This is a genomic window from Streptomyces sp. NBC_01474, from assembly GCF_035918215.1.
GTDB classification, from domain to species: Bacteria; Actinomycetota; Actinomycetes; order Streptomycetales; family Streptomycetaceae; genus Streptomyces; species Streptomyces aureus.
In genome coordinates this window covers 3,907,432-3,933,410 of record NZ_CP109449.1, presented here as the reverse complement: position 1 = coordinate 3,933,410, position 25,979 = coordinate 3,907,432, and the positions used below count along the sequence as shown (strand labels likewise).

General features: G+C 70.9%; 19 protein-coding genes. 9 read left to right on the top strand and 10 right to left on the bottom strand.

The window, feature by feature from the left end; translation table 11 throughout:
- The first annotated feature begins 336 nt into the window (after nt 1–336).
- The 3 genes from OG758_RS18020 to OG758_RS18010 all read left to right on the top strand — a co-directional run bounded on the left by OG758_RS18020 (nt 337) and on the right by OG758_RS18010 (nt 6,261).
- Nucleotides 337–540, top strand: coding sequence for a hypothetical protein (locus tag OG758_RS18020; protein ID WP_116509408.1), 204 nt, complete (start codon nt 337–339; stop codon nt 538–540).
- A gap of 267 nt (nt 541–807) precedes the next feature.
- On the top strand, nt 808–4,536 hold the full coding sequence (locus OG758_RS18015; RefSeq protein ID WP_326710962.1) for an AAA family ATPase: 3,729 nt from the start codon (nt 808–810) through the stop codon (nt 4,534–4,536).
- A 300-nt stretch (nt 4,537–4,836) separates the two neighbouring features.
- Nucleotides 4,837–6,261 (top strand): sugar porter family MFS transporter, encoded by a 1,425-nt coding sequence (locus OG758_RS18010; RefSeq protein ID WP_326710961.1) that lies wholly within the window; start codon nt 4,837–4,839, stop codon nt 6,259–6,261.
- A 40-nt stretch (nt 6,262–6,301) separates the two neighbouring features.
- Here the strand turns inward: OG758_RS18010 and OG758_RS18005 are convergent, their stop codons facing one another.
- Together OG758_RS18005 and OG758_RS18000 are read right to left on the bottom strand one after the other, a co-directional pair.
- Nucleotides 6,302–7,282 (bottom strand): LLM class flavin-dependent oxidoreductase, encoded by a 981-nt coding sequence (locus tag OG758_RS18005; RefSeq protein WP_326710960.1) that lies wholly within the window; start codon nt 7,280–7,282, stop codon nt 6,302–6,304.
- 65 nt (nt 7,283–7,347) lie between these two features.
- Entirely contained in the window at nt 7,348–8,796 is a 1,449-nt protein-coding gene (locus OG758_RS18000) for a cytosine permease (RefSeq protein WP_326710959.1), read from the bottom strand.
- A 213-nt stretch (nt 8,797–9,009) separates the two neighbouring features.
- Here OG758_RS18000 and ftsY point away from each other — a divergent pair, with 213 nt between their 5' ends.
- On the top strand, nt 9,010–10,224 hold the full coding sequence (ftsY, locus tag OG758_RS17995) for a signal recognition particle-docking protein FtsY (protein ID WP_326710958.1): 1,215 nt from the start codon (nt 9,010–9,012) through the stop codon (nt 10,222–10,224).
- A gap of 113 nt (nt 10,225–10,337) precedes the next feature.
- Here ftsY and OG758_RS17990 read toward each other — a convergent pair whose 3' ends face one another.
- Nucleotides 10,338–11,015, bottom strand: a complete 678-nt coding sequence (locus OG758_RS17990; RefSeq protein WP_326710957.1) for a bifunctional DNA primase/polymerase — start codon at nt 11,013–11,015, stop codon at nt 10,338–10,340.
- A 470-nt stretch (nt 11,016–11,485) separates the two neighbouring features.
- Between OG758_RS17990 and nsdA the strand changes: the two genes are divergently transcribed.
- The 5 genes from nsdA to ffh all read left to right on the top strand — a co-directional run bounded on the left by nsdA (nt 11,486) and on the right by ffh (nt 19,173).
- Nucleotides 11,486–12,958: a transcriptional repressor NsdA gene (gene nsdA / locus OG758_RS17985; RefSeq protein WP_326710956.1), complete on the top strand. Its 1,473-nt coding sequence runs from the start codon at nt 11,486–11,488 to the stop codon at nt 12,956–12,958.
- 303 nt (nt 12,959–13,261) lie between these two features.
- Complete coding sequence (locus OG758_RS17980; protein WP_326710955.1) at nt 13,262–14,605, top strand: ammonium transporter; 1,344 nt, start codon at nt 13,262–13,264, stop codon at nt 14,603–14,605.
- Nucleotides 14,602–14,940: a P-II family nitrogen regulator gene (locus OG758_RS17975; protein WP_116509391.1), complete on the top strand. Its 339-nt coding sequence runs from the start codon at nt 14,602–14,604 to the stop codon at nt 14,938–14,940. The genes OG758_RS17980 and OG758_RS17975 overlap by 4 nt, the downstream gene beginning before the upstream one ends.
- 21 nt (nt 14,941–14,961) lie before the next feature.
- Nucleotides 14,962–17,451, top strand: a complete 2,490-nt coding sequence (locus tag OG758_RS17970) for a [protein-PII] uridylyltransferase (RefSeq protein ID WP_326710954.1) — start codon at nt 14,962–14,964, stop codon at nt 17,449–17,451.
- A gap of 168 nt (nt 17,452–17,619) precedes the next feature.
- Nucleotides 17,620–19,173, top strand: a complete 1,554-nt coding sequence (gene ffh / locus OG758_RS17965) for a signal recognition particle protein (protein WP_326710953.1) — start codon at nt 17,620–17,622, stop codon at nt 19,171–19,173.
- 66 nt (nt 19,174–19,239) lie between these two features.
- On the opposite strand, the gene OG758_RS17960 is transcribed toward ffh, so the two are convergent.
- Genes OG758_RS17960 through OG758_RS17930 form a run of 7 tightly spaced genes read right to left on the bottom strand, consistent with a single transcriptional unit; the run spans nt 19,240 to nt 25,904 of the window.
- Nucleotides 19,240–20,475, bottom strand: coding sequence for a phosphopentomutase (locus OG758_RS17960; RefSeq protein ID WP_326710952.1), 1,236 nt, complete (start codon nt 20,473–20,475; stop codon nt 19,240–19,242).
- Complete coding sequence (locus tag OG758_RS17955) at nt 20,475–21,638, bottom strand: YhfX family PLP-dependent enzyme (RefSeq protein ID WP_326710951.1); 1,164 nt, start codon at nt 21,636–21,638, stop codon at nt 20,475–20,477. Before OG758_RS17955 ends, OG758_RS17960 begins: the two co-directional genes overlap by 1 nt.
- Before the next feature lie 2 nt (nt 21,639–21,640).
- A complete protein-coding gene (locus OG758_RS17950) occupies nt 21,641–22,777 on the bottom strand; it encodes an aminotransferase class V-fold PLP-dependent enzyme (RefSeq protein WP_326710950.1) in 1,137 nt (378 codons plus the stop codon).
- A gap of 2 nt (nt 22,778–22,779) precedes the next feature.
- Nucleotides 22,780–23,730 (bottom strand): phosphotriesterase family protein, encoded by a 951-nt coding sequence (locus OG758_RS17945; RefSeq protein WP_326710949.1) that lies wholly within the window; start codon nt 23,728–23,730, stop codon nt 22,780–22,782.
- Between the two features lie 38 nt (nt 23,731–23,768).
- Complete coding sequence (locus OG758_RS17940; RefSeq protein WP_326710948.1) at nt 23,769–25,109, bottom strand: YhfT family protein; 1,341 nt, start codon at nt 25,107–25,109, stop codon at nt 23,769–23,771.
- 40 nt (nt 25,110–25,149) lie between these two features.
- Nucleotides 25,150–25,506, bottom strand: a complete 357-nt coding sequence (locus OG758_RS17935; RefSeq protein WP_326710947.1) for a DUF2620 domain-containing protein — start codon at nt 25,504–25,506, stop codon at nt 25,150–25,152.
- The gene (locus OG758_RS17930) at nt 25,503–25,904 is read right to left on the bottom strand and encodes a PRD domain-containing protein (RefSeq protein ID WP_326710946.1); all 402 of its coding nucleotides are present in this window, start codon (nt 25,902–25,904) and stop codon (nt 25,503–25,505) included. The genes OG758_RS17935 and OG758_RS17930 overlap by 4 nt, the downstream gene beginning before the upstream one ends.
- Nucleotides 25,905–25,979: the final 75 nt, after the last annotated feature.

The following is a 25,979-nucleotide window of genomic DNA, read 5'->3' as shown; positions in this document are numbered from 1 at the left end:
CCGGGCAACTGCGCGGGGCAGGAATGACCTGGTGGTTGCCAATAAGAGCTTGTCGTGGCAGGCTCGCGAAGTAAGGATGATCTCCACGCCCCCAGGGGCCCGAAGTGAGGCCGCGCCGAAGTTTTCACGGTGCCGAGCCCCCGGGCTCACCCGTCGATACGGGGTGTGATCGTGTTGACCGTCAAACTTTTTGGTGAGACTCTGGAAGCCCCGCGCACCTTAGCTGTTTGGCATGTATGAACGGCAGCAAGACAACGAGTGCCAGGCACCGCGGGTGCGAATCCCTCACGACCCACACCGCTTCGGTCGGTCACTCATTGTGGAGGACCATCCATCATGGCAAAGGCGCTTCTCGGTTACGTCGGCGGTTCCGACCCGCGACTCCTCGCCGAGATGCGACGGCTCCAGCAGCGCGTCCAGGACCTTGAGTCCGAACTCGTTCGGATCCAGTCCGAGAACGACGCGCTCGCGGCTGCCGCTTCTCACGAATCGCTCCTCGAGAGCATCGACGTACCCCAGGCGGAGCCTGCGCTCACCTGACCCCATCCCGCCCCCGACACCAGCGGTCAGGCAGCCTTTTCATCAAGCCGCTTGATCACATTTCTCAGATCTGCAAGGGACGCTTTCGCGTCCCTTCCTTCTGACTTTTCGCTCCGCGTGCGCCGCCCCGTACCGCGCCCCCTCGAATGCCCCGTCAATGCTCCGCGCGTCGACGCCTTTCTTTAACGTCTGATGTGCCCTGCACTTTCCTGGGCGAAACCGCGGGTTCATGGAGTGAGACACACGCGGCGGGTAGAGTCCGGCGGCGTGCACCTCAAGGCCCTGACCCTGCGCGGGTTCAAATCGTTCGCCTCGGCCACCACACTGCGGTTCGAGCCGGGCATCACCTGCGTCGTCGGCCCCAATGGCTCGGGCAAGTCCAATGTCGTGGACGCCCTCAGCTGGGTCATGGGCGAGCAGGGTGCGAAGTCGCTGCGCGGCGGCAAGATGGAGGACGTCATCTTCGCCGGCACGACCGGGCGCCCGCCGCTCGGCCGCGCCGAGGTGTCGCTGACCATCGACAACTCCGACGGCGCGCTGCCCATCGAGTACGCCGAGGTCACCATCACGCGGATCATGTTCCGCAACGGCGGCAGCGAATACCAGATCAACGGCGACACATGCCGGCTGCTCGACATCCAGGACTTGCTGTCCGACTCCGGCATCGGCCGCGAGATGCACGTCATCGTCGGCCAGGGCCAGCTCGACTCCGTGCTGCACGCCGACCCGATGGGACGCCGCGCCTTCATCGAAGAGGCCGCCGGTGTCCTCAAGCACCGCAAGCGCAAGGAGAAGGCGCTGCGGAAGCTGGACGCGATGCAGGCCAACCTCGCGCGCGTGCAGGACCTGACGGACGAGTTGCGGCGACAGCTGAAGCCGCTCGGGCGCCAGGCCGCCGTCGCGCGCCGCGCCGCCGTCATCCAGGCCGACCTCCGCGACGCGCGGCTGCGGCTCCTCGCCGACGACCTCGTACGCATGCGGGGTGCGCTGCGCGCCGAGATCGAGGACGAGGCGGCGCTCAAGGAACGCAAGGACGCCGCCGAGGCCGAGCTGAAGAAGGCACTCCAGCGCGAGGCGCTCCTGGAGGCCGAGGTCCGGCAGCTCACGCCGCGGCTCCAGCGTGCCCAGCAGACCTGGTACGAGCTGTCGCAGCTGGCCGAGCGGGTGCGAGGCACCGTCTCGCTGGCCGACGCGCGGGTCAAGAGTGCGACGTCCGCCCCCGCGGAGGAACGGCGCGGACGCGACCCCGAGGACATGGAGCGCGAGGCCGCCCGGATTCGCGAGCAGGAGGCCGAACTGGAGGCCGCCCTCGAAGCGGCCGAGCGCGCCCTCGACGACACGGTGGCCCACCGGGCCGACCTGGAACGGGAGTTGGCGGCCGAGGAGCGCCGGCTCAAGGACGCCGCCCGGGCCATCGCCGACCGGCGCGAGGGGCTCGCGCGGCTGAACGGGCAGGTCAACGCCGCCCGTTCGCGGGCCGCCGCGGCGCAGGCCGAGATCGACCGACTTGCCGCCGCGCGGGACGAGGCGAGAGACCGGGCCGTCGCGGCGCAGGAGGAGTACGAGCAGCTCAAGGCCGAGGTCGACGGGCTCGACGCCGGGGACGCGGAGCTCGGGGACCGGCACGACGCGGCCCGGGCCGCCCTCGCCGACGCGGAGTCCGCGCTGACGGCGGCCCGGGAGGCCCTGACGTCCGCGGAACGCAAGCGGGCGGCGGTTTCGGCCCGGCACGACGCCCTCGCGCTCGGGCTGCGCCGCAAGGACGGCACCGGCGCGCTGCTCGGCGCCCGCGACCGCCTGACGGGAGTCCTCGGCCCCGCGGCCGAACTGCTCTCCGTCACCCCAGGCTTCGAGGTCCCGGTCGCCGCGGCGTTCGGTGCCGCGGCCGACGCCATCGCCGTGACGACACCCGCCTCCGCCGCGGAAGCGATCCGCCTCCTGCGCAAACAGGACGCGGGGCGCGCGGCACTGTTGCTGGCGGGGGAGGAGGACGCGTCCGGTGTGGCCGGGGGCGTGCCCGCGTCGTCGGCTGGGGGGTCCCCTCTTGGCGGCGGGTTCGTGGGTGGTGGGGCTGGTGGTGACGGTGGCGTAGCCCATGCGGAGAGGGGTGCTTCGGCGGCCGGGGCGGTCGGTGACGGCGACGGGCTCGGTGGCTTCGGGAGTGCGTACCCGGGACGGCCCGCGCGGGGCGGGGACGCACCCCTCGTGGCCGATTTCGTGCGGGGGCCCTCCGAGTTGATGCCTGCCGTGCGGCGGTTGCTGCGGGGGATCGTGGTCGTCGGGACGCTCGAGGATGCCGAGGATCTCGTCTACGCGCGGCCCGAGCTGACCGCGGTCACCGCCGAAGGGGACCTGCTCGGGGCGCATTTCGCTCAGGGCGGTTCCGCCGGGGCGCCCAGTCTTCTCGAGGTGCAGGCCTCCGTCGACGAGGCCGCGGGCGAGCTGACCGAGCTCGGGGTGCGGTGCGAGGAGCTGGCCGAGGCGCAGCACAGCGCCGTCGCGCGGCGCGCGGAGGCCGCCGCGCTCGTGGAGGAGCTGGGGGAGCGGCGCCGGGCCGCCGACCGGGAGAAGTCGTCCGTGGCGCAGCAGCTCGGCCGGCTGTCCGGGCAGGCACGGGGCGCCGCCGGGGAGGCCGAGCGCAGCGCCGCCGCGGCCGCCAAGGCGCAGGACGCGCTGGAGAAGGCCGTACAGGACGCCGAGGAGCTGGCCGAACGGCTCGCCGTCGCCGAGGAGATGCCGGCCGACGAGGAGCCGGACACCGCGGTACGCGACCGGCTCGCCGCCGACGGGGCCAATGCCCGTCAGACCGAGATGGAGGCCCGGCTCCAGGCTCGTACGCACGAGGAGCGGGTGAAGGGCCTTGCCGGACGCGCCGATTCGCTGGACCGGGCGGCCCGTGCGGAGCGCGAGGCACGCGCGCGTGCGGAGCGGCAGCGCTCCCGGCTGCGCCACGAGGCGGCCGTGGCCGAGGCAGTGGCCGTCGGCGCCCGGCAGCTCCTCGCCCACGTGGAGGTCTCGGTCGGACGGGCCGAGCGGGAGAGGGCGTCCGCCGAGAGCGCCAAGGGTGAGCGGGAGCGGGAGCTCGTCGCCGAGCGGGCCCGGGGCCGGGACCTGAAGGCGGAGCTCGACAAGCTGACGGACTCGGTGCATCGGGGCGAGGTGCTCGGCGCCGAGAAGCGGCTGCGGATCGAACAGCTGGAGGCCAAGGCGCTGGAGGAACTCGGGGTCGAACCGGCGGGACTCGTGGCGGAGTACGGGCCGCAGCAGCCCGTACCGCCCTCGCTCCCGGCCGAGGGCGAGGAGCTGCCCGAGGACCCCGAGCACCCCCGCAACCAGCCGCGACCGTTCGTGCGCGCGGAGCAGGAGAAGCGGCTCAAGTCAGCCGAACGGGCGTATCAGCTGCTCGGAAAGGTGAATCCGCTGGCTCTTGAGGAGTTCGCCGCACTGGAGGAGCGCCACAAGTTCCTCAGTGAGCAACTCGAGGACCTGAAGAAGACGAGGAGTGATCTCCTTCAGGTGGTGAAGGAAGTCGACGAACGCGTCGAGCAGGTCTTCACCGAGGCGTACCGCGACACGGCCCGGGAGTTCGAGGGTGTCTTCAGCCGGCTCTTCCCCGGCGGCGACGGACGGCTGATCCTGACCGATCCCGACAACATGCTCACCACCGGTGTCGATGTGGAGGCCCGCCCTCCAGGCAAGAAGGTCAAGCGGCTGTCATTGCTCTCCGGTGGCGAGCGCTCCCTGACCGCGGTGGCGCTGCTCGTCTCGATCTTCAAGGCGCGGCCGAGTCCCTTCTACGTGATGGACGAGGTCGAGGCCGCACTCGACGACACCAACCTCCAGCGACTCATCCGCATCATGCAGGAGCTCCAGGAGGCCTCCCAGCTCATCGTGATCACGCACCAGAAGCGCACGATGGAGGTCGCCGACGCGCTCTACGGGGTGTCGATGCAGGGTGATGGCGTGTCGAAGGTGATCAGTCAGCGGCTGCGCTAGCCGCATGCAGGTCCGCCCGGGAATCGATCACCGTCCCGGCCGGATCCCGGTCACCGGTGCCGTGTCGGCTCCAGCGCCAGCCCCAAGATCAACCACAGCTTCATGTTCAATACTTGAACGATGCCCGCCACCAGGGCGTCTGAAGGTCACAGTTACCCCCCTCTTGACTTCGAAACTTGAAGGCATAGTCTCTGCAACGTTGCTTTTACCTTCAGGTGGTGGGCGGCGTGAAGTTGTGCGCCACTGGAAGGGCTCTCACCCCCACCCCCGGCACCGTTGCCGGTGGCCCGAGGAGTACACGTGACCAGCACAGCGAAGCCGCCAAGCGCCCGAGAGGCTCATCCCGACCATCTCGGCCACGTCATCTTCATCACGGCGGCGGCCGCGATGGGCGGCTTTCTCTTCGGCTACGACAGTTCCGTGATCAACGGAGCCGTCGAGGCCATCCGTGACCGGTACGACATCGGCTCCGGAACGCTCGCCCAGGTCATCGCCATCGCCCTGATCGGCTGTGCGATCGGTGCGGCCACCGCCGGCCGGATCGCGGACCGCATCGGCCGTATCCGCTGCATGCAGATCGCGGCCGTCCTCTTCACGATCAGCGCCGTCGGCTCCGCACTGCCCTTCGCCCTCTGGGACCTGGCCTTCTGGCGGATCATCGGCGGCTTCGGTATCGGCATGGCCTCCGTCATCGGCCCGGCCTACATCGCCGAGGTCTCGCCTCCCGCGTACCGCGGCCGCCTCGGCTCCTTCCAGCAGGCCGCGATCGTCGTCGGCATCGCCATCTCGCAGCTCGTCAACTACGGCATCCTGCAGGCCGCCGGCGGCGAGCAGCGCGGTGAGGTCCTGGGCCTCGAGGCCTGGCAGGTCATGCTCGGCGTCATGGTCATCCCGGCCGTCCTCTACGGCATGCTGTCCTTCGCGATCCCCGAGTCGCCGCGCTTCCTCATCTCGGTCGGCAAGGATGCCAAGGCCAAGGAGATCCTCGCCGAGGTCGAGGGCACGAAGGTCGACCTGGACGCCCGCGTCGCCGAGATCGAGCACGCGATGAAGAGCGAGCACAAGTCCACGTTCAAGGACCTGCTCTCCGGCAAGGGCAACGGCGGTCTCTACTTCAAGCCGATCGTCTGGATCGGTATCGGCCTCTCGGTCTTCCAGCAGTTCGTCGGCATCAACGTCGCGTTCTACTACTCCTCGACGCTGTGGCAGTCGGTCGGCGTGAACCCGACCGACTCGTTCTTCTACTCGTTCACCACGTCGATCATCAACATCGTCGGCACCGTGATCGCGATGCTCCTGGTGGACCGCGTCGGCCGTAAGCCGCTGGCCCTGGTCGGTTCCGCCGGCATGGTCATCGGTCTCGCGCTGGAGGCCTGGGCGTTCTCGTACGACCTGGTGGACGGCAAGCTGCCGGCCACGCAGGGCTGGGTCGCCCTGATCGCGGCCCACTTCTTCGTCCTGTTCTTCGCCCTGTCGTGGGGCGTCGTCGTCTGGGTCTTCCTCGGCGAGATGTTCCCGAACAAGATCCGCGCCGCGGCGCTCGGCGTGGCCGCGTCCGCGCAGTGGATCGCCAACTGGGCCATCACCGCGAGCTTCCCGTCGCTGGCCGACTGGAACCTCTCCGGGACGTACGTCATTTACACAATCTTCGCCGCACTCTCGATCCCCTTCGTGCTCAAGTTCGTGAAGGAGACCAAGGGCAAGGCGTTGGAGGAGATGGGTTAAGTCCCCGCTGCCATCTCCTCACCCTCGTCACTGCCCCGGCTCAGACCGCAAGGTCTTCGAGCCGGGGCAGTACGTTTTCGCAGAACAGGTGCAGGCTGCGCCATCCCTCGTCGACCGGCATACCGCCGGACAGCGGGTGCAGCACATAGCTGTCGAGGGCCTGCTCCACGCACTCGTCGGGCGTGAGGATCCGGTAGACGCCCTCGGCGCGCAGCTCGTCGACCGTCGTGGCCCCCGATTTCACCGCCGACTTGATGTCGCCGGACTGCCAGGACGCGTACGTCCGCGCCTCGTGCAGGAAGTGCTCTCCGTGCTCGGCCCACACGCGGTCCGGGTCCTCGGCGACGTGCAGCAGCGGGGTGACCGCCGCGGGCATCATGGTCCAGCCCTCGGTACCGTGCTCGACGAGCTGTTCCTTGTAGTACGCCTCGAGTTCGGGCAGATGCGCGCTCGGGAAGAACGGCAGGCCGAGGCGGGCCGCGCGCCGCGCCGCCGCCCGCGAGGAGCCGCCGACCAGGAGCAGCGGGTGGGGCTGGGTGAACGGGCGCGGCGTGACGCGGACCCTGCGGCCGCGGAAGCTGAACTCCTCGCCCGTCCATGCCTTGAGCAGGGTGTCGAGGAGTTCGTCCTGGAGCTTGCCCCGCTGCTTCCACTCGACGTCGAACTGGCCGTACTCCTCGGGCCGGTAGCCGATTCCGGCCACGGTGACGAGCCGGCCGCCGCTGAGCAGATCGAGTACGGCGATGTCCTCCGCGAGGCGCAGCGGATCGTGCAACGGGCCGATGATCGCGGAGACCGTGACGGCGATGCGCCGGGTCGCGCCGAAGACGGCGCCCGCGAAGGTGAAGGGGGACGGCAGCCAGTTGTTGGCGACGCCGTGGTGCTCCTCGGTCTGGACGGTGGAGATGCCGCGGTCGTCGGCGTACGCCGCCATCTCGACAGCCGCCCTGTAGCGGGCGCTCAGCGATTCGGGTGTCGCCGCGGGATCCACGAGATTGAAGCGCACGACCGTGACGGGCATGAGAAGTCCCCCTTCACAGGGCGGAGTTGGGCCGCTGGTGAAGGGGGACGGTAGCTGACGGAGCGTCAGACAGCCAGGGTCTCGCGCTCCTCTTCGTCACAGACCGCGGACGGGGCGGCGACGGCGGGCTTCGGCAGGACGACGTACAGCAGGCCGGAGATCACGATCGTGGCGACCCAGCCGAGGCCGTACTCGCCGATCGGGTTGTTCGCGGCGAGCGGGCCGGTGAACCAGTCGGACGTGGTGAACATCAGGCCGCCGATGAGGCCGATGGCCCAGGAGGCGACGGCCGCCGGACTGAAGCCGCCCTTGTACCAGTAGGCGCTGGTGCGCGTCGTGTCGACGAGGGCCTCGGCGTCGTACTCCTTGCGCCGCAGCATGTCGGCCCCGAAGACGCCGACCCAGGCCGAGAACGCCACCGCGAGCAGCGACAGGAAGGCGATGAACGAGCCCATGAAGCTGGTCGCGACGAGCATCAGGATGCCGCCGAAGATCAGCGAGATCAGCGCGTTGATCGAGACGGCCCAGTGGCGCGGGACCTTGAAGCCGAGGGTCTGGGCGGTGAAGCCCGCCGAGTACATCGACATCGAGTTGATCAGCAGCATGCCGACCAGGGCGATCAGGAGGTAGGGGACCGCGATCCACAGCGGCAGGATCTCGCCGAGGAAGGAGACCGGGTCGGCGGCCGAGGCCAGGTCGGGCGTGGAGACCGCCATGACGGCGCCCATCAGGACCATCGGCAGGACGACGATGCCGGCGCCGCCGACGGAGTTGCGCACGATCGCGACCGACGAGGCCGTGCGCGGCAGGTAGCGCGTGAAGTCCGGCGACGAGGGGATCCAGCTGACGCCGCCCGCGGCGATCAGTCCGATGCCGGCGACCATCAGCGACATCTTGCCCGCGGGCTGGTCGAAGACGCGGGTCCAGTCGGTGTTGGCGATCAGGTAGACCAGCACGAGGACCGAGAAGAGACCGAAGAGGTACGTCGCGTACTTGTTGCACTTCTGCACGGCGTTGATCCCGAGGCCGGAGATCACGAACGTCGTGACGACGAAGAGCAGCAGCGTGACGATCACCAGCACGTCGTTGCTCTTCACGCCGAAGAGGATGTCCAGGACGGTGAGTACGGCGTAGGCGCCGGTCACCGCGTTGATCGTCTCCCAGCCCCAGCGGGCGACCCAGATGAGCGAGCCGGGCAGCAGATTGCCGCGCTGACCGAAGACCGCGCGTGACAGGGCCATGCCCGGCGCACCGCCGCGCTTGCCGGCGATGCCGATCAGGCCGACGAGGCCGTACGAGACGATGGGGGCGGCGAACGCGACGACGAGCGCCTGCCAGAAGTTGAGCTTGTACGTGACGACCAGGCTCGCGCCCATCGTGAGCAGCAGCACACTGATGTTGGCGGCGACCCAGGTGGGGAACAGCTCGCGGGTCCTGGCGGTGCGCTCGGACTCGGGGACGGGCTCGATGCCGCGGGTCTCGAGTGCGCCTTCGGATTCGGCGGTCTTGCTCATGCGGTGGGGTTCCGTGCCTCTCGCTCGGCTCCGTGGGTGCTGGTGGGGAAGCCGGTGGGGGGTGTGGGGAGGGGACGCTGTGGACTCTACGCGCGTTGCATCATCCTCTTCCATCGTACTTTAGTCCGAGTAATCCACTCAAGTGGCTTATGTTCTTTGGAGGAAGCCACAGGCGGGGTGTCCCGGGGGTCCATGGCTGATACTGGACCCGTTATGGAAATCGTCATCCTTGCTGTAGTCATCGCCGTGGTCGTGATCGGCGCACTCGGCGGGCTCGTGGTCGGCAGCCGCAGAAAGAAGCAGCTGCCCCCGCCGCCCCCCTCCGTGCCCGACATCACCGCCCCTCCGGCCGAGCCGCACGTCGGCGAAGAGGCCGAGACGCCGCGCGACGAACCCCGCCGCACGATCGAGGAGGTCGACCTCCCGCTCGTCGAGCCGGAGCCGTCCGCGCCCATCGCGGTGGAGGAGCCCCCGGCTCCGGCCGCGCCCGAGATCGAGGTTCCGGAGCCGACCGCGGGGCGTCTCGTGCGCCTGCGCTCCCGGCTCTCCCGCTCGCAGAACGCGCTCGGCAAGGGGCTGCTCACGCTCCTCTCGCGCGAGCACCTGGACGAGGACACCTGGGAGGAGATCGAGGACACCCTGCTCACCGCCGACGTCGGTGTGCAGCCCACGCAGGAGCTCGTCGACCGGCTGCGCGAGCGCGTCAAGGTGCTCGGCACCCGCACGACCGACGAGCTGCGCGCGCTGCTGCGCGAGGAGCTGGTCCAGCTCCTCGTCCCGGAGTTCGACCGCTCGGTCAAGACCCACTCGAACCTCGACACCCCGGGCATCGTGATGGTCGTCGGGGTCAACGGCACCGGCAAGACCACCACCACCGGCAAGCTCGCCCGCGTCCTGGTGGCCGACGGCAGGAACGTGGTGCTCGGCGCCGCCGACACCTTCCGCGCCGCCGCCGCCGACCAGCTCCAGACCTGGGGCGAGCGCGTCGGTGCCCGCACCGTGCGCGGCCCCGAGGGCGGCGACCCCGCGTCCATCGCCTTCGACGCCGTCAAGGAGGGCATCGAGGAGGGCGCGGACGTCGTCCTCATCGACACCGCGGGCCGGCTGCACACCAAGACCGGCCTCATGGACGAGCTCGGCAAGGTCAAGCGCGTCGTCGAGAAGCACGCTCCTCTCGACGAGATCCTCCTCGTGCTCGACGCGACGACCGGGCAGAACGGCCTGGTCCAGGCCCGCGTCTTCGCCGAGGTCGTGGACATCACCGGCATCGTGCTCACCAAGCTCGACGGCACGGCCAAGGGCGGCATCGTCATCGCCGTGCAGCGCGAGCTGGGCGTGCCGGTGAAGCTGATCGGCCTGGGCGAGGGCCCCGACGACCTGGCTCCGTTCGAGCCGGAGGCGTTCGTGGACGCGCTGATCGGCGAGTAGCCCTACGGACGTGTCCGCGCACATGGAAGCGCCCGCCCCCTCAGGGGGCGGGCGCTTCCATGTGCGCGGACCGCCGCCAGGGCCTCCCGTTCGGACCAGGCGAACGAAAGGCCCTAGACCGCCGGTGAGCGATGGGCCACGTACGCCAGGGTGCCGAGGACGAGGCGTGCCTGCGGGGGCTGGGGCGCCGAGTCGAGTCCGGGGGAGCGCAGCCACCGGACCGGGCCGAGGCCGCCGCGGTCGGAGGGCGGGGCGGTGATGTGGGTGCCGGGGCCGAGCGCGTGCAGGTCGAGGGCCGCGTCGTCCCAGCCCATCCGGTACAGCAGTGAGCCGAGTTCGGTGGCGGAGCCCGGCGCCACGAAGAAGTGGGCGCGCCCCTCGGGGGTCGCCGTCACGGGGCCGAGCGGCAGCCCCATCCGCTCCAGGCGGACGAGCGCGCGACGGCCGGCCGCCTCGGGTACGTCGATGATGTCGAACGCGCTCCCGACGGGCAGCATCACCGCGGCGCCGGGGAACTGCTCCCAGGTTTCGGTGACCTCGTCGAGCGTGGCCCCGGCGGGGACGGTCGGCGCGTGGTCGATGGGGTGGGCGCCCGGCGAGGGGCAGCCCGCCTTGCCGCAGGAGCAGGCGCCGGCCGAGGCGCGTGTCCCCGGTACCGCCTCCCAGCCCCAGAGCCCGGTGAACTCGGCCACCGAGGTGCAGTCCGACGCGCGGCCCGCAGTGCGGCCGCGGCGACGCGCACCGGACCGGATGTCGAGAATCCCGCGGCTGCCGCCGATCGTGAAGCCCATGCCCCCTCCAACGGGTCCTGCGCACCGGTGGTTACGAGACGGAATCGGATCGTTACCCTCTGCTTCCGCAGGGCCGTGAACCACCGACTCCCGGGGCGGCGCTCGATAGCTTCGGGGGTGGTGCGCCCGGTGCGGCACGCCCCGGCGTACACCGCTCCGCCCACTTTCGGCCGTCCTATGTCAAGTGAATCGTGTGTGGCGCTCCCCTAGTTCATTCGAAGGGGTGGCGAATGGTGGCGTTTCCGGGTTCGCCATGGCCGGAGGGGTGATCGTAGGATTACTTTCAGTACACGAGCCCCTGGGGCGTATGCACTCTTGGGTATGCCGCAGGCAAGTCGGTTTCCTGTTCGAGGAGTGACAACCACCGGACGGGCGGCCGTCGTTGACGGCATGCTGGTAGGGCTTGACGCACATCGCACCCCGCAGCAGCGGGGTGGCGAAGAGGTGGCTTCAGGGATGGGGGCGTTCCAGTGGGCGGCAGCGACGGAAGCGTGACGAACGCTGAGAAGCGCCCCAATGAGCTGCTGAGCTCGTGGTTCCTGCGCAGCGGCTGGTCCAAGGGTGAGCTGGCGCGCCAAGTGAACCGCCGAGCACGGCAGTTGGGCGCCAACCACATCTCCACGGACACCTCGCGCGTGCGCCGCTGGCTCGACGGCGAGAATCCGCGCGAGCCGATCCCGCGGATCCTGTCCGAGCTGTTCTCCGAGCGCTTCGGCTGCGTCGTGGCGGTCGAGGACCTCGGCCTGCGCGCCGCGCACCAGTCGCCCTCCGTGTCCGGCGTCGACCTGCCGTGGACGGGCCCGCAGACGGTGGCGCTGATCGGTGAGTTCTCCCGCAGCGACCTGATGCTGGCGCGCCGCGGGTTCCTCGGCAGCGCCCTCGCGCTCTCCGCGGGCCCCGCGCTCATCGAGCCCATGCAGCGCTGGCTCGTGCCCACGCCCGGAACACCGGTGGCGGAGCCCGACCCGGCGGCCCTGCGCCGGGGGAACCGGCTCTCGAAGCCCGAGCTCGACCTCCTGGAGTCCACGACGGTCATGTTCCGTCAGTGGGACGCCCAGTGCGGCGGGGGGCTGCGCCGCAAGGCCGTGGTCGGCCAGCTGCACGAGGTGACCGACCTGCTCCAGGAGCCCCAGCCGGAGGCCACGACGAAGCGGCTCTTCAAGGTCGCGGCCGAACTGGCCGAGCTGGCGGGCTGGATGAGCTACGACGTGGGCCTCCAGCCCACCGCCCAGAAATACTTCGTCCTCGCCCTGCACGCGGCCAAGGAAGCCGGTGACAAGCCGCTCGGCTCGTACGTCCTGTCCAGCATGAGCCGGCAGATGATCCACCTGGGCCGGCCCGATGACGCGCTGGAACTCATCCATCTCGCGCAGTACGGCAGTCGCGACTGCGCCAGTCCGCGCACGCAGGCCATGCTGTATGCGATGGAGGCCCGCGCGTACGCGAACATCGGGCAGCCCGGCAAGTGCAAGCGGGCCGTCCGGATGGCCGAGGAGACCTTCCACGACGCCGACGACTGGGACGACCCGGACCCCGACTGGATCCGCTTCTTCTCCGAGGCCGAGCTGCACGGGGAGAACTCCCACTCGTACCGCGACCTCGCCTATGTGGCGGGCCGCAGCCCCACGTACGCCTCGATGTCCGAGCCCCTGATGCGGCGCGCCGTCGAGCTCTTCGAGAAGGACGCCGAGCACCAGCGTTCGTACGCGCTGAACCTGATCGGGATGGCCACGGTGCATCTGCTCCAGCGTGAGCCCGAGCAGTCCACGGTGCTCGCCGAGCAGGCCATGATCATCGCCAAGAAGGTGCGCTCCGAGCGGGTCAACACCCGTATCCGCAAGACCGTGGACACCGCGGTCCGTGAGTTCGGGGACGTCGCCGAGGTCGGGCACCTCACCGACCAGCTCGCGATCCACCTGCCGGAGACCGCCGAAGCGGTCTGAACCCATGTCCCCGGCCGCGGCCGGCCGTCCCGGACTGCCCGACCCGGCTCCCCCGTGCCAGGTCAACCGGATGGCCCGCCGCGGCCGGCCTTTCTTGGTTGCGTCACGATAACGATCGCCTCACCCGGTATCAGGCAGTTCATTGACGCGTAACACGCACGACCTCTTCGTCACTGCGGCGAAACATCGAGGGGCGTCCACGGAAACCGCGCTGCACCATTCTCTTGGCGCATAACCGGCCCACCCCTCATGACCGCACAGGCTTCGCCCGCACGGGGCCGTACCAACGACGAGGAGACGCCGATGCCCCCAGGCATCACGCTTGCCGCAGCCACGCCCACGCTGTCTGCCGCCAATACAGGGTTCATGCTGATCTGTTCCGCCCTGGTGATGATCATGACGCCGGGACTCGCCTTCTTCTACGGAGGCATGGTCCGCGTCAAGTCCACCCTGAACATGCTGATGATGAGCTTCATCAGCCTCGGGATCGTCACGATCCTCTGGGTCCTCTACGGCTTCTCCGCCGCCTTCGGCACCGACCACGGCAGCCTGATCGGCTGGTCCTCGGACTACGTCGGGCTTAGCGGCATCGGCCTGACGCAGCTGTGGGACGGCTACACCATCCCGATCTACGTCTTCGCCGTGTTCCAGTTGATGTTCGCGATCATCACGCCCGCCCTGATCAGCGGTGCGCTCGCCGACCGCGTGAAGTTCAGCGCCTGGGCGCTGTTCATCACCCTGTGGGCCACGCTCGTGTACTTCCCCGTCGCGCACTGGGTCTGGGGGACCGGCGGCTGGGCGTTCGACCTCGGCGTCATCGACTTCGCCGGCGGTACCGCGGTCCACATCAACGCGGGTGCGGCCGCTCTCGGTGTGATCCTCGTGATCGGCAAGCGCGTCGGCTTCAAGAAGGACCCGATGCGGCCCCACTCGCTGCCGCTGGTGATGCTCGGCGCCGGTCTGCTGTGGTTCGGCTGGTTCGGGTTCAACGCGGGCTCCTGGCTCGGCAACGACGACGGCGTCGGCGCGCTGATGTTCGTCAACACGCAGGTCGCCACCGCCGCCGCGATGCTCGCCTGGCTGATCTACGAGAAGATCAGGCACGGCGCGTGCACCACCCTCGGCGCCGCCTCCGGCGCGGTCGCCGGCCTCGTCGCGATCACCCCGTCCGGCGGCTCCTGCTCGCCGCTCGGCGCGATCGCCATCGGCGCCATCGCGGGTGTCCTGTGCGCCATGGCGGTCGGCCTCAAGTACAGGTTCGGCTACGACGACTCGCTCGACGTCGTCGGCGTCCACCTCGTCGGCGGGGTCATCGGCTCGCTCCTCATCGGCTTCTTCGCCACCGGCGGCGGCCAGTCCGACGCGAAGGGCCTCTTCTACGGCGGTGGCCTGACGCAGCTGTGGAAGCAGCTCGCCGGCGTCGGCGCGGTGCTCGCGTACTCGCTCATCGCCTCCGCGATCCTGGCCTTCCTGATCGACAGGACGATCGGCATGCGGGTCAGCGAGGACGCCGAGGTCTCCGGCATCGACCAGGTCGAGCACGCCGAGACCGCGTACGACTTCAGCGGCGCGGGCGGCGGCACGGCCCCCCGTTCGGCCGGCCCGGTCCAGGAGGCAGCAGCGCAGACCAAGAAGGTGGACGCATGAAGCTCATCACGGCGGTCGTCAAGCCGCACCGGCTCGACGAGATCAAGGAAGCCCTCCAGGCCTTCGGCGTCCAGGGCCTGACCGTCACCGAGGCCAGCGGCTACGGCCGCCAGCGCGGCCACACCGAGGTCTACCGCGGCGCCGAGTACACCGTCGACCTCGTGCCGAAGATCCGCATCGAGGTCCTCGTCGAGGACGACGACGCCGAACAGCTCATCGATGTCGTGGTCAAGGCCGCCAGGACCGGCAAGATCGGGGACGGCAAGGTCTGGGCCGTCCCGGTGGAGACCGCCGTCAGGGTCCGCACCGGTGAGCGCGGGCCGGACGCGCTGTAAACGGAACAGAGGAGTCGCTGGGTGACGAGTGTGGATGTGCAGACCGGAAAATCGGACGACGACGATTCAGCACCCAGCGGCTATGCGGCGGCCCGGCTGCGCCTCCTCCACGGGGAGGCGCGGTCCGGGCCGCCGCGCCGTTCGGCGCTCGCGGAGCTGACCGACGGCTGGCTCGGCGAGCTGTTCACCGCCGGGGCGCGCGAGCTGACCGGGGTGTCCCTCGTCGCCGTCGGCGGCTACGGACGCGGCGAGCTGTCCCCGCGCAGCGACCTCGACCTGCTGCTCCTGCACGACGGCAACGCCGGCCCCGGTGAGATCGCCTCCCTCGCGGACCACGTCTGGTACCCCGTGTGGGACCTGGGGCTCGCCCTCGACCACTCCGTCCGTACGCCCGCGGAGGCCCGTAAGACGGCGGGCGAGGACCTCAAGGTGCAGCTCGGCCTCCTCGACGCCCGGCACATCGCCGGCGACGTCGGCCTGACGGCGGGCCTGCGCACCGCCGTCCTCGCCGACTGGCGCAACCAGGCGCCCAAACGCCTGCCCGAACTGCGCGACCTGTGCGAAGAACGGGCCGAGCGCCAGGGCGAGTTGCAGTACCTGCTCGAACCCGACCTCAAGGAGGCCAGGGGCGGGCTCCGGGACGCCACCGCGCTGCGCGCCGTCGCCGCGTCGTGGCTCGCGGACGCCCCCAGGGAAGGCCTCGCCGACGCGCGGCGCAGGCTCCTCGACGTACGGGACGCCCTGCACCTGGCCACCGGCCGCGCCACCGACCGCCTCGCCCTCCAGGAGCAGGACCAGGTCGCAGCGGAACTCGGCCTGCTCGACGCCGACACCCTGCTCCGCCAGGTCTACGAGGCCGCGCGCACCGTGTCGTACGCCAGTGACGTCACCTGGCGCGAGGTCGCGCGCGTACTCACGTCGCGGGCCGTGCGGCCCCGGCTGCGCGCCATGCTGGGCGGCGGGAGCAAGCCCGTCACCGAGCGGACACCGCTCGCCGAAGGCGTCGTCGAGCAGGACGGCGAGGCGGTCCTCGCCCGCGCGGCCAGGCCCGAGCGTGACCCGGTGCTGCCGCTTCGCGCAGCCGCGGCCGCCGCCCAGGCCGGACTGCCGTTGTCCCTGCACGCCGTCCGCAGGATGGCCGCCGCCGCGCGCCCCCTGCCCACGCCGTGGCCCGCCGAGGCCCGCGAACAGCTCGTGACGCTGCTCGGCGCGGGCCGGCCGACCGTCGAGGTCTGGGAGGCGCTGGAGGCCGAGGGCCTGATCACGCGGCTGCTGCCCGACTGGGAGCGGGTGCGGTGCAGGCCGCAGCGCAACGCCGTGCACACCTGGACCGTCGACCGGCACCTCGTCGAGACCGCCGTGCGCGCCGCCGAACTCACGCGCCGCGTCGGCCGCCCCGACCTGCTGCTCGTCTCGGCGCTCCTGCACGACATCGGCAAGGGCTGGCCCGGCGACCACTCCGTGGCCGGCGAGATCATCGCGAAGGACGTGGCCGCGCGCATCGGCTTCGACCGCGTGGACGTCGCCGTCGTCGCCACCCTCGTACGCCACCATCTGCTGCTCATCGAGACGGCGACACGGCGCGACCTGGAGGACCCGGCGACGGTGCGGGCCGTCGCGGACGCCGTCGGCTCCGTGGGGACGCTCGAACTGCTGCACGCCCTGACGGAGGCGGACGCGCTCGCCACCGGGCCCGCGGCCTGGTCCTCGTGGCGCGGGTCGCTCGTCACCGACCTCGTCAATCGGGTCGCAGCCGTCCTCGCGGGAGAGGACCCCGACGGCGGCGACGGCCCCGCCGCGGCCGAGCCCACGGCCGAACAGGAGCGACTGGCCCTGGAGGCGTTCCGCACGGGCGGCCCGGTGCTGTCCCTGCGCGCGCAGACCGAGGCACCCGTCGACCGGGACGCGGAAGGCGCCGAGGCCGTGCCCGCCGACCCGGAGCCCCTCGGCGTCGAACTGCTCATCGCCGTCCCCGACCAGCCCGGCGTGCTGCCCGCCGTCGCCGGGGTGCTCGCCATGCACCGGCTCACCGTCCGCACGGCGGAGCTGCGCGCCCTCGACCTGCCCGCCCAGGTGCCGGGCTCGGTCCTGCTCCTCGACTGGCGGGTCGCCGCCGAGTACGGCTCCCTGCCCCAGGCCGCCCGGCTGCGCGCGGATCTCGTACGGGCCCTGGACGGCTCTCTGGACATCACCGCCCGGCTCGCGGAGCGGGACGCCGCGTATCCGAGGCGGCGCGGCACCGTGGCGCCGCCGCCCCGGGTGACGGTCGCCCCCGCCGCCTCGCGGCACGCGACGGTGATCGAGGTCCGGGCGCAGGACGCACCGGGCCTGCTGCACCGCATCGGCCGGGCGCTCGAGACGGCGGACGTACGGGTGCGGTCCGCGCATGTGTCGACCCTCGGGGCGAACGCGGTGGATGCGTTCTATGTCACGCGGGCCGAGGGGGAGCCGCTCCCCGCGGCGGACGCGGCCGCGGTGGCGGGCGCGCTGGAAGGGGCGCTGCGGGGGTAGCGGGGCCGAGGGGAGGGCGGCGGACGGGGGCGCCGGTCTCCCCGGGAGTGCTTCTCACGGCCTCGGGAACGCTTCGTACGAATGGGGTGGAGACCCCACTGGACACCTCCGGATACCCTGGAGGACGACCTGTCCGCCCGCCCTTCAACCCGAGGATTCGCGACCGCCGTGTTCGACACTCTTTCCGACCGCCTCGCAGCGACATTCAAGAACCTCCGCGGCAAGGGGCGCCTCAGCGAGGCGGACATCGACGCCACGGCGCGCGAGATCCGTATCGCCCTGCTCGAAGCGGACGTGGCCCTGCCCGTCGTCCGCGCCTTCATCAAGCAGGTCAAGGAGCGTGCGGCCGGCGCGGAGGTCTCCCAGGCGCTGAACCCCGCCCAGCAGGTCATCAAGATCGTCAACGAGGAGCTCATCGGCATCCTCGGCGGCGAGACCCGGCGCCTGCGGTTCGCCAAGAACCCGCCCACCGTGATCATGCTCGCGGGTCTCCAGGGTGCCGGTAAGACGACCCTCGCCGGAAAGCTCGGCCACTGGCTGAAGGGGCAGGGTCACGCGCCGCTGCTCGTCGCCTGTGACCTCCAGCGCCCCAACGCCGTGAACCAGCTGAGCGTCGTCGCCGAGCGCGCCGGCGTCGGCATCTACGCGCCCGAGCCCGGCAACGGCGTGGGCGACCCGGTCCAGGTCGCCAAGGACTCCGTCGAGTTCGCCCGGCAGAAGCAGTACGACGTCGTCATCGTCGACACCGCCGGCCGCCTGGGTATCGACCAGGAGCTCATGCAGCAGGCCGCGGACATCCGCGACGCCGTCTCGCCCGACGAGGTCCTCTTCGTCGTCGACGCCATGATCGGTCAGGACGCGGTCAACACCGCCGAGGCCTTCCGTGACGGCGTCGGCTTCGACGGCGTGGTGCTCTCCAAGCTCGACGGTGACGCCCGTGGTGGTGCCGCCCTGTCGATCGCGCACGTCACCGGCCGCCAGGTCATGTTCGCCTCGAACGGCGAGAAGCTGGACGACTTCGACGCGTTCCACCCGGACCGCATGGCGTCCCGCATCCTCGGCATGGGCGACATGCTCACGCTGATCGAGAAGGCCGAGCAGACCTTCTCGCAGCAGGAGGCCGAGAAGATGGCCTCCAAGCTGGCCTCCAAGAAGGGCCAGGACTTCACGCTCGACGACTTCCTGGCCCAGATGGAGCAGGTCAGGAAGATGGGCTCCATCTCCAAGCTGCTCGGGATGCTGCCCGGCATGGCGCAGATGAAGGACCAGATCAACAACCTCGACGAGCGTGACGTCGACCGTACGGCCGCCATCATCAAGTCGATGACCCCGGCCGAGCGCGCGGACGCCACGATCATCAACGGTTCGCGCCGTGCCCGTATCGCCCGTGGTTCGGGCGTCGAGGTCAGCGCGGTGAAGAACCTCGTCGAGCGGTTCTTCGAGGCCCGCAAGATGATGTCGCGCATGGCGCAGGGCGGCGGCATGCCGGGGATGCCCGGGATGCCGGGCATGGGCGGCGGCCCCGGCCGGCAGAAGAAGAAGCAGAAGCAGGCCAAGGGCAAGCAGCGCTCCGGCAACCCGATGAAGCGCAAGCAGCAGGAAGAGGAAGAGGTGGCGCGCCGCGAGGCCGCGGGCCAGAGCGGCAACGCGTTCGGCCTGCCCGCCGCCGACCAGGACAAGAACTTCGAACTGCCCGACGAGTTCAAGAAGTTCATGGGCTGACCGGCCACTTCGTAGACATGTGTAAGGGGCGCCCGCCATTGCGGGCGCCCCTTACGCATGGGCGGGTCAGGCTGCTCGCGCCGCCGCCCGGCTGATCTCCGTGCCGTTCGCGAGCCTTGCCGGATCGAGGCCGAGCGCCGCCGCGGCCGTCGCGCCCACGTCCGCCAGGCTGCCCGCGTCCGGCAGCAGTTCGACACCGGCCGCACCCGGGCGGTGGACGAGGACCGGCACGAACTCCCGGGTGTGGAAGGCATGGCCGATCGTCGGGTCGTTGCCGTGGTCGCCGGTCACGATCAGCCGGTCGCCGTCCGCGTCGAGCAGCGAGACGAGCGCCGCGAGCCCCGCGTCGACCTGCTCCAGGACGTGCCCGTAGCGCTCCACGTCCTGCTGGTGCCCGGCCAGATCGCTCTCCTGCACATTGGCCACGACCAGCGCCTCGCCCTCCGCGCGCACGGCTTCGAGCGTGTACGCGAGCACGTCCGCGGTCGGCACGGCCGGGCGCCGCACCGCCTCGTCGCAGGCCAGGATGTCCGCGGCCTTCCCGACGAGCGTGACGGGGATCCCGGCCCGCGCCGCGAGGTCCGGGAGCTGGCGCGTGTGGTCGAGGCCCGCGCCGAGATGCCGCACTTCGAGGCCACCGTTGCGATAGAAGCCGCTCGCCGGGGTGTCGAGGCCGACCGTGCCGCCGTCCCCTTCGCGTACGAAGTCGGAGAGCGGACCGCTCGCGTGGCCGCCCACCGCGATCACCCGCGCGACGGGCGCCACCGCGCGGACCGTGCGCGCGACGGAGAGGATCCCGTCGAAGCCCAGGTCGTCGAGGCGGCCCGAGGCGTTCCAGTTGATACCGGGGTCGGCCTCCAGGTTGTCGTGCACGAGCAGGACCCCGTCGACCACCAACAGGGGCCTGCCACCGAGGAGTTCGACCCGGTGGCCCGCGGCCTCCAGGGCCGCGGTGACCTCGTCGAGGTGGTCGCCGAGCCGCGCCACCGTCACCCGGCCGAAGTCGGCGCCCATCATCGTCTGGTGGCCCGCGTACGTGTCCGCGCCGGGGTAGCCGAGCCCGGCCCGGCCCGCCGCGACCGGCAGATGGGTGTGCCTTGCGAGGTCCGGGTGCGGGTGCACCAGGCCGAGCCCGAGCGCGCCGAGCGCGGGCAGTCGCAGCGGCCGCCCGAACGCCTCGCGGCACCTGTCGAGCACGTGTCCGCAGGTGTCCGCCGCCAGGTCGCCGGGGCGCAGGGCCCCCGCGTCCGGCATGGCGCCGACACCGAATCCGTCGACGACGACGATGACGGTCCTGCTCATCACAGGGCCCTTCCCTGCGCGTCGTACAGGCCGGTCAGGCGCGGCGACCCGGACGACAGGCCCGCCACCACCGCGACCGTCGAGCGGGTCACGAAGATCTGCGTGCGGAACGCGAGCAGCGCCGTGTCGCCCGCCGTGACGGCGTGGCCGGGGGTGGGCGCGTCGAGCAGCCGGTAGTAGTCGATGTTCTCCGCGGGCGCGTCCTGCACCGCGAGGCGCCGGCCCGAGTGGGGCAGCAGCGCCGAACCGATGTGCGCGCGGGGGTAGAAGCCGCCGCCGAACACGGCGGGCCGGCCGTCGGCGAGGGTATGGGCGACCTCGGTGACGTAGACGTACGCGGGCTTCTCGGGCTGGCCGGCGTCGCGGGCGTGCAGGGGTGTGGTGCCGGTGAGCGAGTGGCCCGGCTCGCCGTGGGTCGCGCCGTGCTCGGCGAGGAGGGGGAGACTGGCCATGGAGGTGGCGCTCGGGGCGCTCAGCTTCAGGCTTTCGTAGCCGCGCGAGGTGAGCAACTCCCTTGCCTTGACGGCGAGTTCGAAGTTGGCGGTGAGGTGTGGCGTGCCTGTCGCCGGGTCGCACAGGATGCACGGGAACGCGGTGACGCCCGCGATCCGCACTCCCGGCAACTGTTCGACGGCGGCCGCGAAGTCGTCGAGCGCGCCGAGCGGAAGGCCACCTTCCTGCCCGGGATAGACCGCGCCCTCCGCTCCTTCGAGGCGCACGAGGACGTCCTGGACGAAGCCCTGCGCTCGGGCCGCGTCCGAGACCGCGCGGGCGTTGTCGACGTCGAAGACGGTCACGGTCTCCGGGCGCCAGGCCAGCATCTCGGGCAGCGCGCGGCGCGGGATCTGCGCGAGGTGGCCGAGATTGCCCGCCCGCGCCCCCGCCGCGTGCAGGGTGCGTGCCTCCGGCGCGTCGATGGCCGCGTACTTCGGGATGTGCCGGGCGATCGCCCTGATCAGCTCGGGGTTGCGGCCGAGCTGCTTCACGACGAACCAGAGGGTGAGCCCGAGCCGGTCGGCCTCGGCGGCGAGCAGCGCGGCGTTCGACTCGATCGCGTCGAGATCCATGACGTACGTGTCGGGCGGGATCGCGCCCCGCCGGTGGAGGTCGGCCGCGGCGTCGACGAGCTCGGGGTTGCGGGTGAGCAGACTGTCGAGGAACACGGTCAGTCGTCCTTTGCGTGGTGCTTCAGTACGTCGAGGGAGCGGCGCAGGATGTCGATCACGAGGTCGGCGCCCGCCCGCATCGGATTGATCCGCACCGTCCAGTCCGCGAGCCCGGGGGAGTCGTCGAGGGACGAGCTGGACATGCGGTAGAACAGCGGCGCGATCTCGTAACGGGAGTTGGAGCCGACGGGATAGGGCGCGGCGCCGAACCGGGCGGCGACAGAGGGGAGTTCCCGCGCGACAGGTCGGTCGAGACGCACGAGCAGACACCGGTCCTGGGCGTTCGCGAGCCGCACCTCGGCGACGCCGTCCACCTCACCGGCGGCGAGCCGCTCGGCGACCTGGGCGCCCACCCGCGACTGCACCGCCCACATCACCGGCACGTGCGTCAGGGCGCGCAGCACGTCCAGCGCCTGATGGCCCTGGACCTGACCACCGCCCGAGTAGTTGTCCGCCCGGACCCGTGCGACGAGGTCACGCGCCCCGACGACGATTCCCACGCCTTCGGGCCCGTGCAGCTTGAACAGCGAGAAGCAGGAGGCGTCCGCGCCGAGTTCGACCCCCGACGCGGGCACGCGCAGCACGGCGTAGTTGTCGTCGACGACCGTGCGTACCCCGGCCACCCGGCACGCGGCGAGCACCTCGCCCGGGTCGTACGAGTCGCCGAGCCGCTGCCGGGTGTGCTGGACGTACGCCCACCGGAAGCGCCCCGACGCGAGGGCCTCGCGCAGCGCGCCCAGGTCGTTGAAGTCGACCTCTTCGGTGTGCACGCCGATGCCGCGCAGCGTGACCTCGGTGCTCCGGTACACCGGAGCCCTGTGGATCAGCAGTGGATCGCCCGGGCTCACGGCGGCGTTCAACGCGGCACGGATCGCTCCGGTGCCCGCGCCCTGGACGAACGCGGCGTCCTCGGCCCCGAAGAAGTCGGCGAGCACCGCCTCGGCCTTGGCGGTCGTGCGGGGCCGGCCGAGACCGGGCACGACGCCCGCGTCGGCGCTGAACAGTTCCTCGCCCGCGAAGTGCGCGGCGGTGCACTCGATCAGCCGGAACTGCCGGGCCATCGCCTCGTCGACCGGGATCGTGGCGAGCGGGAACGTCTCGGGGAGCGCGGGTGCGGCCGAGTGGGTGGGTGTCATCGTCAGATCTCCTCCACGCTCGCGCCGGTCAGGAAGCGCAGCGGATTGCGGCGCGTGATCAGGTCCACCAGGGCGTCGTCCACGCCCGCGGCACGCGCCCGGGGCAGGAACGACCGGAACAGATGCCCGTAACCCTGACCGCCCTCGCGCTCCAGATAGCCGTGGCGCGAGATGTCGCAGCTGAGCAGGACACGGTCGGCGTAGCCGGCCTCCAGGAGGGCGAGCAGCAGTCGGAGCCGGACGTCGTCGCTCCGGTAGCTCTCCTTGCCGACCGTGTCGAAGGCGACGTACGCGCCGCTCGCGGCCAGCTCCTTGTGCACGGCCGGATCGTCGAGGAGGTCCTGGTGGCCGACCGAGATCCGGTGCGGGGCGAGGCCCTCGGCCGTGAGCAGCTCCAGCTGGGCGAGCCCGCCGCGGCCGAGCTGCGCGTGCGTGGCGACCGACAGGCCCGTGGCGACGGCGGCCCGCGCCGCGGCGCGCAGCGCACGCGACTCCGGCTCGCTGGGCACGTCACCGTGGCTGCCGACCTCGCCGAGGACGCCCGGCCGGACGCCCGTGGACCCGAGACCGCCGTCGATCTCGAGGACCAGCGTGCCGGCCAGCTGCCCGACCCCCGCGCCGGCCAGCTCGGGCGTGTGGAACGGCTCGTAGTACCAGCCGGTGGCCGCGACGACGGCGACCTGCGCGTCCCGGGAGATCCGGGCCAGGGCGCGCGGGTCGCGCCCCATGCCGCGGCAGGTCAGCTCGATCACCAGGCCGAGGCCGAACTCCTCGCGCAGAGCGGCCAGTTCGGCCGTGACGGCCGGTCCGTGCACCTCGGCGTCGAGGACCGCGCCGCCGTCGCCGCGCCGGTCGAGATCGAGCACCAGATGCTCGTGGGCGAGGGCCGGGCCACGTACGGCAGCCGCGGGGAGCGGGCCGGTGACGGTGTGGATGAGGTGCGGGGTGTGCATGGTGCGGTGGGTTTCCTTCCTGGCGTACGTACCCGCCCTCAGCCCTTGACGGGGGTGAACAGGTCGAGCCAGTACAGGAGGTTGAGCAGGATGCCGCCGACGATCACCGCGGCGGGAGCTGCCGCCATCCGTACGATCGGCCGGCCCATCGCCTCGTTCAGCAGATAGAGCCCGCCGACGACGAGGATGCCGAGACCGGCGCCCATGGCGTTGGCCGCCATCAGCGAACCGAAGAGGATCGCCAGCTGGAGCGTGTCGGTGATGGCACTGCGCAGATGCTCCGACGAGTCGCGCACGCTCGGCAGCTTGCCGAGGAACTTGCCGATGTAGGAGAGGGCGAGCACCTCGACGGCGAACACGGCCGCGCCGACGATCGCCGCGAGGAACGGGTTCGGCAGCAGGTAGCCGATGGGATAGACGAGCGTGAAGCCCGCGATGCCGTACGCCCCCGAGGCGAGCGCCGTCGTCGCGATCAGCGGGATGAAGCCGAACACCCGGTAGAAGTCCACCTGGGCGGCCTCGCTGTAGTGCCCCTTCGCGATCAGGAAGCTGGTGGCCTCGCCACCGCCGAATATGTGCATCTGCGCGAGTACGCAGACACCCGCGCCGAGCACCATGAACAGCGGCAGGAACGTGCGCAGTCTCGCCGCGCTGGAGCTGAACAGCGACACCATCGGGTCGTCCGCGAGGACCACTTCCTCGACACCGCCGCCCTCGGCCCGGGCGGCCTTGCGCTCCCGGACGTCCTTGGCGATCGCGAGGCCGATGAGCATCAGGACACCGACCGCCATGGCGAGCGCGCCCGCGAACATGTTCGGCCAGATCTTCATGGTCATCACGACCAGAGCCAGTTCGAGGACACCCGCGACGCCGCCCCACACGCGCCCGAACTGCTTGGTGATCGCCAGCACCGGGAACAGCGTGAACAGGAACAGGATCGGCGTCGACATCTGCTGCATCGCGGTGAGGAAGTCGACCGGCAGGTCGTGGGCCACGTTGTTCGCGCCGTTCAGGCCGAACACGACGACGGCGCCCCAGGCACCGCCCAGGATCGGGGCGATCCACTTCTTCGGGGCGAGGAGCCCGAGGATGTCCGTGGGCAGGAACAGTAGCCACGGGTTGAGTACGCCGGTGGACAGGGCCATCGGCGCGCCGAGACCGAAGATGAACCCGGCGGAGAGCCCGAAGGAGACCGCGGTGGTGGCGCTGCGGGTGGACCGGCCCTGGATGAAGTCCAGCATGAACGGGCGTACACCGTCGTTGAAGACGGCCAGCGCCATGTGCGAGATGAACGCGGTCAGCGCGCACAGGGCGATCACGGTCAACTGCTGTGCGAGAGAGAAGTCGAGGTTCGCACCTGCGGCGAGAGTGGTGTTCACGGGATCTCCTTCGTGCCCGGGGCGGAGGTGCCTGGTGTGATCAGGCGCGCGCGGCGATGGCGCGGGCGATCAGCGGAGCGATGACGTCGATCTGGTCCATGGAGAAGCCGAAGACCTTCTTGCCCTGGTCGAGCAGGGAGTTGACCTGGTCCTCGGTCGGTACGGAACGTCCGAAGGTGTGGCACGCGGGCCGGCCCATGAGCCCGACGAGGACGCCGAGCGAGGCGCCGGCGCCGGTGTGACAGGTGCCGAGGTAGAAGTCGGCCTGGCCCGCGCGGAGCTTCATCGCGGCGTCCATGTCGCTGGAGACGACGATGTCGACGCCGTCGAGGGCGAGCGCCTTGACGGTCCCGGTGACCTCGACCTTGCCTACGCCGCCGGTGAGGATCTTCATCATGGGGTGGTCCTTGGGGGTTGGGAGTCGGTTGACGGCTGTCCCGCCAGCACCGCGAGATGCATGGCCAGGAAGTTGACCTCGGAGTCGGGCAGGGCGGCGCCGAGCTGTTCGCGGGCGCGGGCGGCGACCTCGCGGGCGCCGGCCACGGCGTGGGGGTGGCCGGCCAGTTCCGCGGCCACCTGCTCGTCGGTGAGGAACTGCTCGATCGGCTCCCCGTCGACGAGCCGGGTCAGCGCCATCATCAGATGGCTGGTGAGCATGCCGGCGGTCTGCTCGGTGACCTCGTTCCCGCGTTCCGCGAGGGCGGTGAGTTCGACGGTCACGAAGTCGGCGACCTCGGGCCTGACCTGGCCGCCTTCGCGGAACAACCGGATGCGGAGGGCGAGTTGGTCGTCCATGGGATCTCCTTCCGGGTTCCACTGAGAATTCGACAATAATCAGGATTCTGGATATTCAGGTCGGGGAAGGGTGGC